General features: G+C 69.4%; 17 protein-coding genes. 12 read left to right on the top strand and 5 right to left on the bottom strand.

The window, feature by feature from the left end; all coding sequences use genetic code 11:
- Nucleotides 1-2 precede the first annotated feature (2 nt).
- The 6 genes from AC3A6Y_RS26635 to AC3A6Y_RS26610 all read left to right on the top strand — a co-directional run bounded on the left by AC3A6Y_RS26635 (nt 3) and on the right by AC3A6Y_RS26610 (nt 4,561).
- Nucleotides 3-206 carry a tautomerase family protein gene (locus tag AC3A6Y_RS26635; protein ID WP_487871250.1) on the top strand — a complete coding sequence of 68 codons (204 nt, stop codon included), beginning with the start codon at nt 3-5 and terminating at the stop codon, nt 204-206.
- On the top strand, nt 203-1,162 hold the full coding sequence (locus AC3A6Y_RS26630; RefSeq protein WP_487871249.1) for an acetaldehyde dehydrogenase (acetylating): 960 nt from the start codon (nt 203-205) through the stop codon (nt 1,160-1,162). The genes AC3A6Y_RS26635 and AC3A6Y_RS26630 overlap by 4 nt, the downstream gene beginning before the upstream one ends.
- On the top strand, nt 1,159-2,208 hold the full coding sequence (dmpG, locus tag AC3A6Y_RS26625) for a 4-hydroxy-2-oxovalerate aldolase (protein WP_487871248.1): 1,050 nt from the start codon (nt 1,159-1,161) through the stop codon (nt 2,206-2,208). The genes AC3A6Y_RS26630 and dmpG overlap by 4 nt, the downstream gene beginning before the upstream one ends.
- Before the next feature lie 153 nt (nt 2,209-2,361).
- Nucleotides 2,362-3,036 carry a dienelactone hydrolase family protein gene (locus AC3A6Y_RS26620; RefSeq protein ID WP_487871409.1) on the top strand — a complete coding sequence of 225 codons (675 nt, stop codon included), beginning with the start codon at nt 2,362-2,364 and terminating at the stop codon, nt 3,034-3,036.
- A 65-nt stretch (nt 3,037-3,101) separates the two neighbouring features.
- Nucleotides 3,102-3,656, top strand: a complete 555-nt coding sequence (locus AC3A6Y_RS26615) for a DUF4142 domain-containing protein (RefSeq protein WP_487871247.1) — start codon at nt 3,102-3,104, stop codon at nt 3,654-3,656.
- 500 nt (nt 3,657-4,156) lie between these two features.
- Complete coding sequence (locus tag AC3A6Y_RS26610; RefSeq protein ID WP_487871246.1) at nt 4,157-4,561, top strand: hypothetical protein; 405 nt, start codon at nt 4,157-4,159, stop codon at nt 4,559-4,561.
- A gap of 22 nt (nt 4,562-4,583) precedes the next feature.
- Here the strand turns inward: AC3A6Y_RS26610 and AC3A6Y_RS26605 are convergent, their stop codons facing one another.
- Nucleotides 4,584-4,772: a DUF3606 domain-containing protein gene (locus tag AC3A6Y_RS26605; protein ID WP_487871245.1), complete on the bottom strand. Its 189-nt coding sequence runs from the start codon at nt 4,770-4,772 to the stop codon at nt 4,584-4,586.
- Nucleotides 4,773-4,921: 149 nt separating this feature from the next.
- On the opposite strand from AC3A6Y_RS26605, the gene AC3A6Y_RS26600 reads away from it, so the two are divergent.
- On the top strand, nt 4,922-5,779 hold the full coding sequence (locus AC3A6Y_RS26600; RefSeq protein ID WP_487871244.1) for an aldo/keto reductase: 858 nt from the start codon (nt 4,922-4,924) through the stop codon (nt 5,777-5,779).
- 130 nt (nt 5,780-5,909) lie between these two features.
- Here AC3A6Y_RS26600 and AC3A6Y_RS26595 read toward each other — a convergent pair whose 3' ends face one another.
- Nucleotides 5,910-6,821 carry a LysR family transcriptional regulator gene (locus tag AC3A6Y_RS26595; RefSeq protein ID WP_487871243.1) on the bottom strand — a complete coding sequence of 304 codons (912 nt, stop codon included), beginning with the start codon at nt 6,819-6,821 and terminating at the stop codon, nt 5,910-5,912.
- A 107-nt stretch (nt 6,822-6,928) separates the two neighbouring features.
- On the opposite strand from AC3A6Y_RS26595, the gene AC3A6Y_RS26590 reads away from it, so the two are divergent.
- From AC3A6Y_RS26590 to AC3A6Y_RS26575, 4 genes are read left to right on the top strand one after another with little or no spacing between them, the layout of a single operon-like run.
- Complete coding sequence (locus tag AC3A6Y_RS26590) at nt 6,929-8,314, top strand: acyclic terpene utilization AtuA family protein (protein WP_487871242.1); 1,386 nt, start codon at nt 6,929-6,931, stop codon at nt 8,312-8,314.
- Nucleotides 8,311-8,679, top strand: coding sequence for an AtuA-related protein (locus AC3A6Y_RS26585; RefSeq protein ID WP_487871241.1), 369 nt, complete (start codon nt 8,311-8,313; stop codon nt 8,677-8,679). The genes AC3A6Y_RS26590 and AC3A6Y_RS26585 overlap by 4 nt, the downstream gene beginning before the upstream one ends.
- A 49-nt stretch (nt 8,680-8,728) precedes the next feature.
- Nucleotides 8,729-9,694, top strand: a complete 966-nt coding sequence (locus AC3A6Y_RS26580) for a Bug family tripartite tricarboxylate transporter substrate binding protein (RefSeq protein ID WP_487871240.1) — start codon at nt 8,729-8,731, stop codon at nt 9,692-9,694.
- Between the two features lie 44 nt (nt 9,695-9,738).
- Complete coding sequence (locus AC3A6Y_RS26575; RefSeq protein WP_487871239.1) at nt 9,739-11,925, top strand: alpha/beta hydrolase domain-containing protein; 2,187 nt, start codon at nt 9,739-9,741, stop codon at nt 11,923-11,925.
- A 394-nt stretch (nt 11,926-12,319) separates the two neighbouring features.
- Here the strand turns inward: AC3A6Y_RS26575 and AC3A6Y_RS26570 are convergent, their stop codons facing one another.
- Complete coding sequence (locus tag AC3A6Y_RS26570) at nt 12,320-13,717, bottom strand: FAD-containing oxidoreductase (RefSeq protein WP_487871238.1); 1,398 nt, start codon at nt 13,715-13,717, stop codon at nt 12,320-12,322.
- A gap of 209 nt (nt 13,718-13,926) precedes the next feature.
- On the opposite strand from AC3A6Y_RS26570, the gene AC3A6Y_RS26565 reads away from it, so the two are divergent.
- On the top strand, nt 13,927-14,448 hold the full coding sequence (locus tag AC3A6Y_RS26565) for an N-acetyltransferase family protein (protein ID WP_487871237.1): 522 nt from the start codon (nt 13,927-13,929) through the stop codon (nt 14,446-14,448).
- An 18-nt stretch (nt 14,449-14,466) separates the two neighbouring features.
- Here AC3A6Y_RS26565 and AC3A6Y_RS26560 read toward each other — a convergent pair whose 3' ends face one another.
- Nucleotides 14,467-15,225 carry a GntR family transcriptional regulator gene (locus AC3A6Y_RS26560; protein WP_487871236.1) on the bottom strand — a complete coding sequence of 253 codons (759 nt, stop codon included), beginning with the start codon at nt 15,223-15,225 and terminating at the stop codon, nt 14,467-14,469.
- A gap of 59 nt (nt 15,226-15,284) precedes the next feature.
- On the bottom strand, nt 15,285-16,043 hold the full coding sequence (locus AC3A6Y_RS26555) for an aspartate/glutamate racemase family protein (protein WP_487871235.1): 759 nt from the start codon (nt 16,041-16,043) through the stop codon (nt 15,285-15,287).
- Nucleotides 16,044-16,053 lie beyond the last annotated feature (10 nt).

Raw genomic sequence — 16,053 nt, 5'->3', positions numbered from 1 at the left:
CCATGCCCATCGCCCTGATCAAGATCATCGAGGGGCGCAGCCCCGACAAGAAGCGCCGGTTGATAGAGAGTGTTTCGCGTGCCATGGCGGACAGTCTCGAATTGCCGGTCGACGCAGTGCGGGTCCTGCTCCACGAGTACCCCGCAGGCCATTGGGGACGCGGCGGGCAGCTCGTCTCCGACATTCGAGAGAAGGAAGCAAGGTGACGAACAAATTGAAGGTCGCGATCATCGGCCCGGGCAACATCGGCACCGACCTGATGATCAAGGTCATGCGCAACGGCAAGCACCTGGAGATGGCTGCGATGGTGGGCGTCGACCCGAGCTCCGATGGCCTGGCAAGGGCCGAACGCTTCGGCATCGCCACCACGGCGGAAGGCATCGAAGGGCTGGTGAAGCTCGGCGTGTTCCGCGACATCGACATCGTGTTCGACGCCACCTCGGCGGCCGCCCACAAGCACCACGACGAGGTGCTGCAGGCCCATGGCGTGCAGGTCATCGACCTGACGCCCGCCGCGATCGGCCCCTACGTGATCCCGGCGATCAACCTGGATGCGGAGAACGCCGGCAACATGAACATGGTGACCTGCGGCGGGCAGGCGACCATCCCGATGGTGGCTGCCGTGTCGCGCGTCGCCAAGGTGCACTATGCCGAGATCGTGGCGTCGATCGCGAGCCGAAGCGCCGGGCCCGGCACGCGCGCGAACATCGACGAGTTCACCGAAACGACCCGGGCCGCAATCGAGAAGCTCGGCGGGGCCGAGCGCGGCAAGGCGATCATCGTGCTGAACCCGGCAGAGCCGCCGCTGATCATGCGCGACACGGTTTTCGTCCTCTCCGAGCCGGCCGATCAGGCGGCGGTGGAAGCCAGCATCGCCCGCATGGTGGCGAGCGTGCAGGCTTATGTGCCGGGCTACCGCCTGAAGCAGCGCGTGCAGTTCGACCCGATCCCGGCCGACCGGCCGCTCAACATCCCCGGGCTCGGCATGCGGCACGGCCTGAAGACCTCGGTGTACCTCGAGGTCGAGGGCGCCGCGCACTACCTGCCCGCCTATGCCGGCAACCTGGACATCATGACCTCGGCCGCGCTCGCATGCGCGGAACGGATGGCGCAACGGCGCATCGCCGGCGGCATCGCGCGCGGTATGAAGGAGCTCGCATGATGCCGGCCCGAAAGCTCTACATCAGCGACGTGACCCTGCGTGACGGCAGCCACGCCGTTCGTCACCAGTACGGCATCGCGCAGGTCAAGGCGATCGCCGCGGCGCTGGACGCCGCCGGCGTCGACAGCATCGAGGTCGCCCACGGCGACGGGCTCGAAGGCTCCAGCTTCAACTACGGCTTCGGCGCGCACACCGATGTCGAGTGGATCGCCGCGGTGGCCGAGACCGTCAAGAGCGCCAAGGTCGCCACCCTGCTGCTGCCCGGCATCGGCACCACGCACGACTTGCGCAATGCCTACGATGCGGGCGCGCGCGTCGTGCGGGTCGCCACCCACTGCACCGAGGCCGACGTGTCTCGCCAGCATCTGGAATATGCGCGCGAGCTCGGCATGGACGCGGTGGGCTTCCTGATGATGAGCCACATGACCACGCCGAGGAAGCTGGCCGAGCAGGCGTTGTTGATGGAGAACTACGGCGCGAGCTGCGTCTACGTCGTCGACTCCGGCGGCGCGCTCGGCATGGACGACGTGCGGGACCGGTTCCGCGCGTTCAAGGAGGTGCTGGGCGCCGACACGCAGACCGGCATCCACGCGCATCACAACCTGAGCCTGGGCGTGGCGAACTCGATCGTGGCCGTGGAAGAGGGCTGCGACCGCGTCGATGCCAGCCTGGCCGGCATGGGCGCCGGGGCCGGCAATGCGCCGCTGGAGGTCTTCATCGCGGCGGCCGAGCGCCAGGGCTGGCGTCACGGCACCGATCTCTACCGGCTGATGGATGCGGCCGACGACCTGGTGCGCCCGCTGCAGGACCGGCCGGTGCGCGTCGACCGCGAGACGCTGGCACTCGGCTACGCGGGCGTGTATTCGAGCTTCCTGCGCCACGCCGAGGCGGCCGCGCAAAAGTACGGGCTGAAGACCGTGGACATCCTCGTCGAGCTGGGCGCGCGGAAGATGGTGGGCGGGCAGGAGGACATGATCGTCGATGTGGCGCTGGACTTGCTGCACAAGGCCGAGGGCGGGCGGCGGCATTCGCCCGGATTCCGGTGAGTGCTCGCGCAAAGGGCGCTCCGATTTCCGGTGGCGTCGATCCTTTCTGTATCGCCCTACGCGCATGTACGCGTCACCCTACAGAAGTCTGCGGCGGGCGCGGCTAAGGTTGTTGTTTCGCAGGGTGCAGCGATGAATCCCGTATCCGGAATCGTGGAGAAGTTCCCACTTCAGATAGACGCGTCCGGCGCCATGCTCCAGGCCGACCTGAGCCTGCCGGCCAGGGCTCGTGGCCTGGTCTTGTTCGCGCACGGAAGCGGAAGCAGCCGGCTCAGCCCGCGCAACCGCCAGGTGGCCGCACGGCTCAACGACGCACGCCTGGCGACAGTGCTGGCGGACCTTCTGACGGCCGAAGAAGAAGCCATCGACGAGCGCGATCGCCGCTTGCGTTTCGATATCGCCCTGCTCGCCGAACGCTTGGTCGGCCTGACCGACTGGCTGAAGGCCGACCGGCGGACCGCCTCGCTCGCGCTGGGTTACTTCGGCGCGAGCACCGGCGCAGGCGCCGCACTGGTGGCCGCGGCGCAGCGGCCCGATGCCGTGGGCGCGGTCGTTTCGCGCGGCGGCCGTCCGGACCTGGCCGAGCAGGCGCTGGAGCGGGTGCGCGCGCCCACGCTGCTCATCGTCGGTGGAAACGACGGGGCCGTGATCGACCTGAACCGGCGCGCCCTCGCATCGCTGCACGGCACCAAGCAGCTCTCGATCGTGCCGGGCGCCACCCATCTGTTCGAGGAGCCGGACGCGCTCGAGACCGTGTCGTCCCTGGCACGAGACTGGTTTCTTCGGCACCTGAATCCTTCACCCAGGCTCACGGACAACGTGTCCTGAAGGCCATGGATCGGCCCGTGCGCTCCCGCCAACCGCCGTGTCTGCGCGCTGCCGCAACCGTGCGCGTGGACAAGCGCCGAGCCTCGATCCTCCTGGCCCTTGCGGCGATGGGACTGCTGGCGCCCCGGGTGCATGCCGCCGATCCGCCGCGCTCCGGCGGCGGACTCACCGGCGGGGCAAGAAAGGTCAGCGACGGGGACAACGTTTTCCTGCGCAGCGCCGTTCAAGCCGGGCTGTATGAGGTCGAGGTCTCCAGAAGGGCCGTGCAAAGGGCCCGGTCGGCGCAGGTCAAGCAGTTCGCCCGGATGCTGGTCGAGCATCACACGGCATCCAATGACCAGCTCAGGCGACTGGCAGCCAGCAAGGACGTTCAATTGCCGAACGACATGCCCGAGGAAAAGAAGCACAAGATGGCCGCCCTCGAAAAGCACGACGGCGCTGCCTTCGACACCGCCTTCGTTCGGGAGGTCGGCATTGCCGATCACCGCGCCGACATCGAGCTCTTCCAGCAGGCTGTGCGATCGGCCGAGGACGCGGACATCAAGACCTGGGCCAACCTGACATTGCGCGTCCTGCAGGAGCACCTGGCCGCGGCGCAAGGCCTGTCGGCGGGCAAGTAGGCGGGCCAAGGCTCGCCCCAAGCCGCATCAGGACCGGAGAGGCCGCCGCGTGGCTGGGCTGCTCGTTGAATTGACCGGTTGGCGACTGGACAGCAGGAGGCGGCTGCCTCAGCCATATCCAAAGGAGCGCCAACGCAGCCACGATCAGGACCGCGATCAAGGTGGCCATGCGACGGAAGGCGCGCTTGGCGGCCGGATCGTCTTCTCGCTGTTTCATGGTGCGCTCCCCAATCGGATAAGACACCGTGATTCCTGCGCGTTCCGGCGCTTGTCGGACGGCAGCGCTGCTCGATGAGCGCAAAGGCTGCTGTTGTGTTGAATGGGAGTGCGACCGTGGCTGTGCCGGCCAAGCCGGCGCAGCGCGTCGGGCCTGTCTTTCGCCAGGTTCCGACCACGTCCTACCTCATCGTCTCGCATCCGCCTCGGCCGGGCCGCGCAGGCTGCGGTTCCAACAGATGGGCCGGCCGGCATCGTGCGCGGCGGCATTCAGCGGAGGTCTTATGAAAACCATTGTGAAGTTCATTGTTCTCGGCGCCGCGGGCTCGATGCTTGCCGCGTGTGGCACTCGGGTGACACGCGAGGTGGTGCGCGAGCAACCCATCGTGCAGCCGCAATCCACCATCGTCGATCGCGTGACGATCGTTCAGCCGCCGGCGCCCCAACAGGAGGTGCAGCCGCCGCCGCCTGCACCCAGCGGATACAGCTGGGTGCCCGGCCACTACGTCTGGCGCAACGGCAACTGGCAGTGGGAATCGGGCCAGTGGCGAGCCGGCTCCATTCGCCCCATGCCGCCGATGAGGCAAGAAGTGCCATCGGCACCGCCGCAGGCGGGTGCGCGCTGGGTGCCGGGCTACTGGAACTTCGCGGGCAACGACTGGGTGTGGGTCAACGGCCGCTGGCAGTGAACCTGTTCGAGGCGCGCATCGATCAGCGACCGCCTCGCCTGCGAGCCAGATAGATACGGATCTCCGCTGCCGAGTAGCCGATGGCCATCACGGCATCGCGGAGTTCGTCTTCCGTGCAGCCAAGCGATCGGGTCCAATAGCGGACCTCGTGCGGCCAGTGGAGCGAAATGAACTTGGCTTCCGAAGCGGCATTGCTCGTATCGGTGAGCATCGGAAAATCTCCCCGTGGTTTTGAAAGCTCCAGCCTGGACGGGTGCCGGGCCCTCCAACGTAGGAAACCTCCTCGCAACCGTGGGTGAAATGGGGAAGACTGCGTGCCGAGGCAGCCCGCCATATTGCCGCAAGTAAGAAAGGCTTTGCATGCGCACGCTCCCACTTTCGGCCCACGTGAACATCCCGGTGCTCGGACTCGGCACCTGGCGCATGGGCGAAGAGCGCGGCTCGCGCAAGGCCGAAGTCGCCGCCGTGCGCTCGGCCCTCGACATGGGCTATCGCCTGCTCGACACGGCCGAGATGTATGGCGAAGGCGGCGCCGAGGAAGTGGTGGGCCAGGCCATCGCCGAGGCGCTGCGCGCCGGCGAGGTGAAGCGCGAGGAGCTTTTCGTCGTCAGCAAGGTCTACCCGCACAACGCCAGCCGCAAGGGCACGCCGGCTGCCTGCGCGCGCAGCCTGGCGCGCCTGGGGCTGGATCGCATCGATCTCTACCTGCTTCACTGGCGCGGCGAGCATCCGCTGGCCGAGACCTGCGACGCGATGCGGCGGCTGGTGGCCGACGGCCGCATCGGTTGCTGGGGCGTCAGCAACTTCGACACCGACGACATGGAAGAGCTGGAGGGCGTTTGCGGCAGGTCCTTCGACTGCGCGGCAAACCAGGTCTATTACTCCATGAGCGAACGCGGGCCGGAGTTCAGCTTGCTACCCTGGCAGCGCGAGCGCGGCATGCCGCTGATGGCCTACAGCCCGATCGATCAGGGCGCGCTGGCCGGCGACGCGGCACTGAAGAAGATGGCCGAAAGGCTGGGCGTGACGGCGGCGCAGGTGGCGCTGGCCTGGGTGATGGCGCAGGCCGGCGTGGTCGCCATCCCGAAGGCGGTGCGCGAATCGCATCTGCGCGACAACCTGGCCGCGGCGGAACTGCGCTTGAGCGCGGAAGACCTCGCGGAGATCGACCGGCTGCATCCGCCGCCGCGGCGCAAGAAGCCGTTGGCGATGATCTGAGGCGGCAGACCTTGGAGCGCCTCGGTGCGCCTCGGCCTGCCTGGCCGATCATGATCAGCGTCGGTTCATGGGCCAGTCGTATCGTGGAACCCGAGGCCTGCCCCGCGCCTGCCTTGCTGATGCACGCGAATCAGATCGACAGCGACCCCAGCCGCTCCACCACCATGTCATGCAGCCCCTGCGCCGCCGCCGACAGGCTGCCCTCGCGCCGCTGCACCACGTAGATGCGCCGCGTGAGCTGAGGCAGCGGCAGCGGCCGGATCGCGATGGTCTCGCGCCTGAACTGGTAGAGCGTGAGCGTAGGCACCACGCTGATGCCGAGGCCGGCCTCGACCATGCCCATCACGGTGGCCAGCTGCTCGACCTCCAGCACCGTGTTCATCGCAAGAGGGTGCAGCGCGACCTCGAGGGCCTGCCGCACGCTGCTGTTGCGCGTCATGTGGATGAAGGCGTAGGGCTGGAGTTTGCGCAGCGTGAGCCGGGGCTCGGTCGCCAGCGGATGGGCGGCGGGGCACACCAGGTGGAAGCGGTCGGTGCACAGCACGCGCATGCGCAGCTCGGCGTTGTCGGCCGCGCGGCTGCCGACCGCGGCCAGCGCAAAGTCGGCCTGGCCGCCGCGCACGAGGTCGATGCAGGCGTCGGACAGCTGGTCGCTCAGCGCCAGCTCGATGCCGGGCCATTGCGCGTGGAAGTCCGAGAACAAAGCGGGCAGCCAGCCCGCCGCCAGGGAGGGCAGGGCGGCGACATGCACGCGGCCCTTGCGGCGCTCCACGTGGTCGCCCAAGTCGCCGATCGCGCGCGCGACATCGGCCAGCAGCCGTCGCGCCGAGGCTTCGAAGAGGCGCCCCTCGGGCGTGAGCTGCACGCTGCGCGTGTTGCGGTCGAACAGGCGCGTGCCCACCTCCTGCTCCAGCTGGCGGATCAGCGTGCTGAAGGCCGGCTGCGACAGATGACAGGCCTGGGCCGCACGCGTGAAGTTGGGCAGGTCGACCAGCGCGACGAAGGCGCGCAGTTGGCGGGTGGAGAGTTCCGTGGCGGCCATGTCCTGCCTGTTGTGAATTGATCTGGAATTCGAATGAGCCGATCCGAAGTTTCGATTTTACGGATGACTGCGGAATGCCTACATTGGCACCACGACCCGAGACACGCATGAGCCCTTCGCCCGCATCCTCCCTGCTGATCGGCTGCGCCGCCGGCTTCTCCGGCGACCGCACCGATGCCGCCGGCCCCGTGGTGGACACCCTGATCGCCCGGCTCGCCGGCGGGCCCGCCGGACAGCGCGCCTTCCTCATCTTCGAAACGCTCGCCGAGCGCACGCTGGCCCTGGCCCAGCTGCGCCGCCGCGCCGACCCCGAAGCCGGCTACGAGCCGCTGCTCGACGCGATGCTGCGGCCGGTGCTGGCGCGCTGCCTCGCGCACGGCATCAGCATCGTCAGCAACTTCGGCGCCGCCAACCCGCGAGCTGCGGCGCGCCACATCGCCCGCCTGGCCGGCGAGCTCGGGGCCGCCGCGCCGCGCATCGCGGTGGTGGAGGGAGACGATCTCTCGGGCAACGAACACCGCGCGCTGCTGCGCGAGCACCTGGGCGCGGCGATGGACGGCATGCGCGTCGTCAGCGCCAACGCCTACATCGGCGCGGAGCCGATCGCCGCCGCCCTCGATGCCGGCGCGCAGATCGTGGTCTGCGGCCGCGTGGCCGATCCCTCGCTCACGGTCGGGCCGGCGATGTCGCACTTCGGGTGGCGCGCCGACGACTGGGAGCGCCTCGGCCGCGCCACCATGGCCGGCCACCTGCTGGAATGCGGCGCGCAGGTCTGCGGCGGCTACTTCGCCGACCCCGGCTACAAGGACGTGCCGGGGCTGGATGCGATCGGCTTCCCGATCGCCGAGATCGACGCCGACGGCGGCTGCACGCTGGGCAAGGCCGAAGGCACCGGCGGCTTCGTGAGCGAGGCCACGGTCAAGGAGCAGCTGCTCTACGAGGTGCATGACCCGGCCGCCTACCTCACGCCCGACGTGGTGGCCGACATCGGCGAGGCCGAAGTGCGCGCCGCCGGCGCGGACCGGGTCGCGCTCTCGGGCGTGCGCGGCCATGCGCGGCCCGCGCAGTACAAGGTCAACGTCTGCTACGAGGGCGGCTGGCTGGCCGAGGGCGAGATCTCCTATGCCGGCGCACGCGCCGAGGCGCGGGCCCGGTTGGCCGCAGACATCTTGCGCAGCCGGCTCGCGGGTCTTGCGCTGCGCGTCGACCTGATCGGCGCCCTCAGCATCCTGGCCGACGACGGCGGCCGCGCCCTGGCGGCGACGCCCGCGGGCGAGGCGCGCGACGTGCGGCTGCGCGTGGCCGCGGTGCATGCCGAGCGCGCGCAGGCCGAGCGGCTCACGCGCGAGATGATGGCGCTCTACACCTGCGGCCCGGCCGGCGGCGGCGGCGTGCGCACCGCGCTCACGCCGCGCCTCAACACGCGCTCCTGCCTGTTGCCGCGCGAGCAGGTGCCGGTGCGCTTCGAGATGCTGGAGGAGGCGCAGGCATGAATTTGCAAACCCATCGCGTCCCGCTCTTTCGCGCCGCCCATGGCCGCACCGGCGACAAGGGCGACCGCTCCAACATCAGCGTGATCGCCTGGCATCCGGCGCTCTACCCGCTGCTGGTCGAGCAGATCACGCCCGAGGCCGTGGCCGCGCAGTTCCGCCATCGCGCGCCCAGCGGGGTGCAGCGCTTCCTGCTGCCGCGCCTTCATGCCATGAACTTCGTGCTCGACGGCGTGCTCGACGGCGGCGTCAACGATGCGCTCAACCTGGATGCGCATGGCAAGGCGCTGTCCTTCCTGCTGCTGGACATGCCGCTCGAGGTGCCCGAAGCGCTGCGGCACCGCCTCGCGGGGCCCCCTGAGGGCTGAGCGTCGAATCCTCTTTCCATCATTCAACGACCCCAGGAGACAAGCAACCATGATCCGATCGTCATCTCTTCCGCTGGTGCTCGCCGCGCTGCTCGCCGCCGGCAGCGCCGCGGCGCAGGGCTACCCCGAGAAGCCCATCACCTTCGTCGTGCCCTTCGCGGCCGGCAGCGCGACCGACCAGATCGCCCGCGCGCTGGGCAACGGCGTGACGGCCGAGGCGAAGCAGCCGGTGGTGATCGACAACAAGGCGGGCGCCAGCGGCTTCATCGCCTCGCAGCAGGTGGCCAAGGCCGCGCCCGACGGCTACACCGTGCTGATCACCACCAACACCACGCACGCGGCCAACGAGCACCTGTTCAAGAAGCTGCCCTACGACCCGGTGAAGGACTTCGCACCGGTCGCCGCCTTGGGCAAGGGCGGGCAGATCATGGTGGTGCGGCCCGACTTTCCGGCAAAGACGGTGGCCGAGTTCGTCGCGCTCGCGAAGAAGGACCCGGGCAAGCACAGCTTCGGCAGCGGCAGCTCGTCCAGCCGCATGGCGGGCGAACTGCTGCAGCAGCTGGCCGACATCAAGCTGCTGCACGTGCCGTACAAGAGCAACCCCTTGGCCGTGACGGACCTGCTGGGCGGCCAGATCGACATGATGATCACCGACACGGCGACCGGCCTGCCGCAGGTCAAGGCCGGCAAGCTGCGCGCGCTCGGCGTCTCCGGCGCGAAGCGCTCGCCGCTCGCGACCGAGGTGCCCACCATCGCCGAGGCAGGCGTGAAGGGCTACGAGATGGGTTACTGGTTCGCGGCCTACGCGCCCGCGAAGACGCCGCCGGCGGTGGTGAAGCGGCTCAACGAGCTGCTGGTGAAGGCCGCGAAGAGCGAGGCGGCCAAGACTGCCTTCTACGAACCGAGCGGCACCGAGGTGTTCACCAGCACGCCGGAGGAGCTGGCCAGGTTCCAGGCCGGCGAGTCGCAGAAGTGGGGCCGCATCGTGAAGGCGGCCGGAATCGAGGCCGAATAAGCAAGCGGCCGGACTCCCTCTCGAACCACAACCAGGAGACAGCAATGCAAGAACCCAAGGAGGCGCGCCGCCGGCGCGCACTCTTCGCCGCCGCATGGGCGATCGCCACCCTCGCACTGAGCGCCTGCGGCGGAGGCGGTGGTGGCGGATTCTCCGGATTCCTGCCGGTGGCGACGACCCCGGCGCCGGCTGCAGCCACACCGCAGACCAAGCTCACCGTGAGCGCCACCGCCGACTACCCCGGCAGCTTCGGCAGCGTCGGCGCGTACGAGCAGCTCACGGGCACGATCAGCGGCGAGCTCGATCCCAAGGACCCGAAGAACGCGGTCATCCAGGACCTGGCGTTCGCGCCGCTCAACGCCCGCGGCATGGTCGAGTACAGCGCCGACTTCCTGATGCTCAAGCCCAAGGACATGAGCAAGGCCAACGGCGTGCTGCGCTACGACGCGCCCAACCGCGGCAACATCCTGACGATGCCCAACCTCGCGGCGAATCCCAGCGACGCGGAGTACTTCGAGCGCGGCTATGTGTGGATGTTCTCGGCCTGGCAGGGCGACGTGCCCAAGAGCACGCCGCAGCGGCTCACCGTGACGGTGCCGGTGGCGAAGAACAAGGACGGCTCCTCGATCACCGGGCCCTACGCCACCGAGCTGATCGCCTCCGCGCCCACGCCCTCGATCGCGCTGCCCGGCGGCGTGTTCAACGGCAGCATGATCCCCTACGCGCCGGCAAGCATGGACAACACGCAGCCCGGCTACCTGCTGACGCGCCGCGTGAACGAGACCGACCCGCGCATCGCCATCGCGCCCTCGGACTGGAAGTTCGCCAGCTGCGATGCCGCCGCCAACCCCTTCCCCGGCACCCCCGATCCGGCGCGCGTTTGCCTCAAGGGCGGCTTCCAGCCCAACCAGCTCTACGAGCTGCAGTACGTCGCCAAGGACCCGAAGGTGATGGGCGTGGGCCTCGCCGCGCTGCGCGACACCATCAGCTTCTTCCGCTCGGCAGCGGCCGATTCGGCCGGCACGCCGAACCCGCTCGCCGGGAAGATCGCCCACACCATCGGGCAGGGCACCTCGCAATCGGGCAACGCGATGAAGACCTTCCTGCACCTGGGCTTCAACCAGCGGCTGGACGGCGGCAAGGTCTTCGACGGCATGTTCGCGCACGTGGCGGCACGCCAGACCAACATCAACACGCGCTTCGCGGTGCCGGGCGGCGGCGGGGGCTTGCGCACCGACCACCGCGCCTTCGGTCAGACCGCGCCGCGCGGCCTCGCCGCCGACTACGTGGACGCCGTCTCGGGCCGCAGCGGCGGGGTGATGAAGCGCTGCGCCGCCACGGCCACCTGCCCCAAGTTCTTCCTGGGGCTCTCCGGCACCGAGTTCTGGCAGCTGCAGGGCTCGCCGGTGCTGACCGACGCCAACGGCTTCGCCGACCTGGTGCAGCCCGACAACGCGCGCATCTACTACTACGGGAGCACGCAGCACGGCGGCGGCACGGGCGGGCTGGCGACGGGCATCAACTTCAACCCGGCGGCCACGGTCTATCCGGCGGGCTCCATGGTGGACTTCGCCGACACCTTCCGCGCGCTCTTCATCGACATGGAGGACTGGGTGGTGAAGAACACCGCGCCGCCCCCCAGCCAGGTGCCCAAGGTGGCCGACGGCACGCTGGTGCGGCCCAGCCAGCTGCTGTTCCCGACCATCGCGGGCCTCAGCTGGCCGCCGGCCGGCGGCACGCCGGCGGCGATCCCGGCCTTCAACTACCTGGCGCGCTACAACGGCTTTCCGCTGCTGGACTACGGGCCACAGTACCGGCCGGAGGACGAATCCGGCATCCCGACCGTCGTGCCGCCTTCCTACATGGGCAAGGACTACGCGATCCTGGTGCCGCAGGTCGACCCGGCGACCGGCCTCGCCAGGGCCGGCATCCGCAGCGTCGACGTGCAGGCGCCGCTGGGCACCAGCCTCGAGTTCAACTACGTGGCGACCCCCGGCATCGTCGACCTGGCCAACCTGACGGGCAGCTTCCTCCCGTTCCACAAGACCGAGGCGGCGCGCGTCGCGGCGGGCGACACGCGGCCTTCGATCGAGTCGCTGTACGGCACGCAGGCCGGCTACCTGTCGGCCGTGACCAGCGCAGCCGACAGCCTGGTGGCGCAGCGATTCCTGCTGCGGCGGGACGCAGACCGCCGTATCCAGCGGGCGCAGGCCAATCCGGTGCTGCCCTGAGGCCGATGCTTCGTCCGGGCGCTGTTTCCTGGCAGTACTTTGTCGCTGCTTGTAAATGACGTTTAGTACCTAAGTTGTCGAATGGGGAGGCCGCGCGGGCGGCCTTGCCGTTTCGCGTCGCTCGGGGACCACGGATGCCTGTTTGACGGGCACTCCGTCGCAGCGCGCATGGGGCCTCGCACGGATGAGTTGCCCTTGGACTTTTCCACAACGTTATCCACCTGCCCGGGGGATAAATTTCCCTCTGGAAGCGAGTCGCAAAGGGAGCCGCCGGCCGGACTTAGCCACATGCGCGGCTATCAAATAATTCACGCGCTGACAACGCGCGTTACCGAGCAATGACACAGGCTTGACTTCTCGCGGCCGATGCCGGACGCGGCAGAAATCGCGAGCTTCAGGCCCGCGCGGGCGGTGCCTCCAGCGGCCGCAAGGCGCCCAGCACCGTCGGCAGCAGCTCCGACACCGTCGGATGGATGAACACGGCGCGCTGCACGGTCGACACGGGCTGGCGCGAATACATCAGCGTCAGCAGCGCATGCACCGCTTCGTCGGCCTCCACGCCCAGCAGCGTGGCGCCGACCAGGTGCTTCGTCTGCGCATCCACCAGCACGCGCAGGAAGCCCTGTTCCTCGCCCTTCTGAACGGCTCGGCCCACCTTGGACATGGGCCGCTCGCCGATCAGCGTCGGCCGCCCCGAGGCCAGCGCCTCGCCCACCGTGATGCCGATGCGCGCCAGCGGCGGATCGGTGTAGAGCGCATAGGCGGGAATGCGGTCGCCCAGGCGACGCGGATCGTCGTCCAGCAGGTTGGCGGCGACGATCTCGAAATCGTTGTAGGCGGTGTGCGTGAAGGCGCCGCGGCCGTTGCATTCGCCCAGCGCCCAGACGCCTGCCGCCGAGGTGCGCAGCTGGTCGTCGACCTCGATGAAGCCGCGCTCGTCGACCTTGACGCCGGCGCGGTCCAGCCCGAGGTCATCCGTGTTCGGCCGGCGGCCGGTTGCGTTGAGCACGTGCGTGCAGAGGAATTCGTCCTTGTCGTCGCCGCAGCGCCAGCGCGCCGCGATGCGCTCGCCTTCGCGCCGCAGCGCGAAGCACTCGCTCCCGGTGCGGATCTCGACGCCCTCGCGTTCGAGGATCTCCTGCAGGGTGCGCGCCACGTCGGCATCTTCCCGCGGCACGATCTGCGCGCCGCGCTGAATCACCGTCACGCGCGAGCCGAAGCGCCTGAACATCTGGGCGAACTCCAGCCCCACGTAGCTGCCGCCGACCACGCCCAGGTGCTCGGGCAGGCGGTCGAGCGCCATCAACGAAGCGTTGTTGAGCACATCGACGCCGTTGCGGATGTCGGGCGCCAGCTCGCTCGCGCGTCCGCCCACGTTCACGAAGACGCGCCCGCTGTGCAGCAGCCGGTCGCCCACGCGGACCACGCCGGCGTCCTCGAAGCGCGCATGGCCCTGGATGACCGTGACGCCCGGCATGCCGCGCAGCCACTTCTCGACGTTCTCGCTCGAACGGCCGGAGATCCGGCTCTTGCGCGCCATCACCGCGGGAAAGTCCACTTCGGCCTTGCCCTGGATCGCGACGCCGTAGTCCTCGCTGCGATGCAGCAGCGCCGCCACGTGCGCACTGGCCACCATCGCCTTGGTCGGAATGCAGCCTGTGTTGACGCAGGTGCCGCCGAAGCGGTGGCGCTCGACCACCGCGACGCGCCAGCCGGCCTGCGAGAGGCGGTCGGCCAGCGCGGGGCCGGCCTGGCCGCTGCCGATGACGATGGCGTCGAATTGCTCGTCCATGTGCAGCTCCTTTTCGGAAGCGGGCAGTGTCTCAGGCCGGCGGCCTCTTGGCGAGCGCGGCGGGGGCTTTTTCCGTGCAAACTCGGGTGCTCCATCGCCATCGACCACCCTCCTTCCCCGATGCATCCCATTCCTGTTCGTGCGGTTGCGCAGGACGGCCATGCCGCCCGGCGGCCGTTCATCGTCTGCACGAAAGAGCTGTGAGCGCCATGAACTTCGTCACCTGTACGCACGACGCCCATGCCGGCGCCATCCTCGAGATCTTCAACGACGCCATCGTCAACTCGACCGCGCTCTACGACTACAAGCCCCGCACGCCCGAGAACATGGTCGGTTGGTTCAAGGCCAAGGAGGCGGGGCGCTTCCCGGTGATCGGTGCGGTCGACGACAAGGGCGAACTGCTCGGCTTCGCGAGCTACGGCACCTTCCGCGCCTGGCCGGCCTACAAGTATTCGGTCGAGCATTCCGTCTACGTCCACAAGAACCATCGCGGCAAGGGCCTGGGCCTGCGCCTCATGCAGGCGCTGATCGCGGCCGCAAAGGCGCAGGAGGTCCATGTCATGGTGGGCGCCATCGACCTGGACAACAAGGGCAGCATCGCGCTGCACCAGCGGCTCGGCTTCGAGCATGCGGGCACCATCCGGCAGGCCGGCTTCAAGTTCGGGCGCTGGCTGGACGTGGACTTCTGGCAGCTGGTGCTGGAAACGCCGGCGCATCCGGTCGACGGTTGATCGCGCCCGCGCGCGCCGTCAAGCCAGCAGCGCCTTGACCAGGTCCAGCTGCCGGTCCGCCCCCTGCGTGGTGAGCTGCAGGTTGGCCTCGATGCGCAGCAGGTGCTCGGTCATGCAGGCCACGGCCGCCTCCGCATCGCCGCTGCGGGCCGTGCGCAGGAAGTCCGAGTGCTCGTCGGAGGAGCAGTGCGGGTCGTTGGAGGAGTGGTAGAGCATCGCAATGAGCGAGCTGCGCGCCACCAGCTCGCGCACCAGCTCGGCCAGCGTGTGATTGCCGGCCGCCTCGGCCAGCGCGACGTGGAAGTCGCCCAGCAGCTTTTCGCGCACCGTGCCGGTGGTCGTGGTGGATCGCAGCGTGGTGCGCTCGAACTGGATGTGCTGCTCCAGCGCGCGGTAGTCGGCGGGCTTGGCCTTGGCGACGAACAGGCGCACCACCTCGGCCTCGAGGATTCGGCGCACGCCGAAGACCTCGCGCGCCTCCTGCACGCTGGGCTTGGAGACGAAGGCGCCCTTGTCGGGAATCATCTCGATCAGCTTGTCCTTCGACAGCGTCAGCAGCGCCGCGCGGATCTTGGTGCGGCTCACCGCATAGACCCGGCCCAGCGCCTCCTCGCGCAGCCAGGTGCCGGGCGGCAGGCGCTTCTCGACGATGGCGGTGGCGATGTCCTGGGCGATGCTTTCGATGGTCGCGCTCTTGTCGGGTGCGACGGCGGCCGCCTCGGGTTCGGGGCTCGGCGTCGGGAACGGAGAGGCGGGTGCTTTGGGCGCGCGTGGCATGGCCCGATTGTGGACGAGCCGCGGCGCGCGTTTCATGCCGCGGCCCGCTCACGCCTTCTTCAGGCGGCGCGCTTGAGCGCGGGCGCCTGCAGGGTGAAGCCTTCCAGCAGGCCCGTCATCGGCTTGGCCGGCGGCAGCGCCAGCTCGCCGCGCTTGCTGGTGGAGAGGTGCAGGTTCACCAGCGACTCGACCAGCTGCGTGCCCGCCGCCACCCCGTCGACCACCGGCACCCCCAGCACCTGGCCGATGTGGGCGCACAGGTCGGCCATGCCGGCGCAGCCGAGCACGATCGTGTCGCTGCCGTCTTCCGCCAGCGCGCGCCGGCATTCCTCGACGATGCGCTCGCGCGCCTTGCTCCCCGGCGCCTCCAGCTCCAGCACCGGGATCTCGCAGGCCCGCACGTTGGCGCAGAAGCGCTGCATGCCGTAGGCCTCGGCCAGGTGCCGGGCCTGGCCGATGGTGCGCGCGAGCGTCGTCACCACGCTGAATCGCGTGCCCACCAGGCTGGCCACGTGCATGGCCGCCTGCGCGATCCCCACCACCGGGCCGCGCGCCAGCTCGCGCGCCGCCTGCAGGCCCGGGTCGCCGAAGCAGGCGATGACATAGCCGTCGACGCCCTCGCGCTCGCCGGCCGCGACCTCCTGCAGCAGGCCGGGCACGGCCAGGGCTTCGTCGTAGTGGCTCTCGATGGAGGCCGGCCCCATCGCCGGGCTGACCGCCACGATCTCGGTGCCGGGCCGCGCGACCGAGCGCGCGCAGGCGCCGATCTTCTCGGTCATGCTCCAGGTGGTGTTGGGGTTGATGATCTTGATGCGCATGGGATCTCGT

Source organism: Variovorax sp. Soil_C_17, assembly GCF_057657265.1.
The sequence above is the reverse complement of the archived record's forward strand: the minus strand, read 5'-3'. Positions and strand labels throughout refer to the sequence as shown.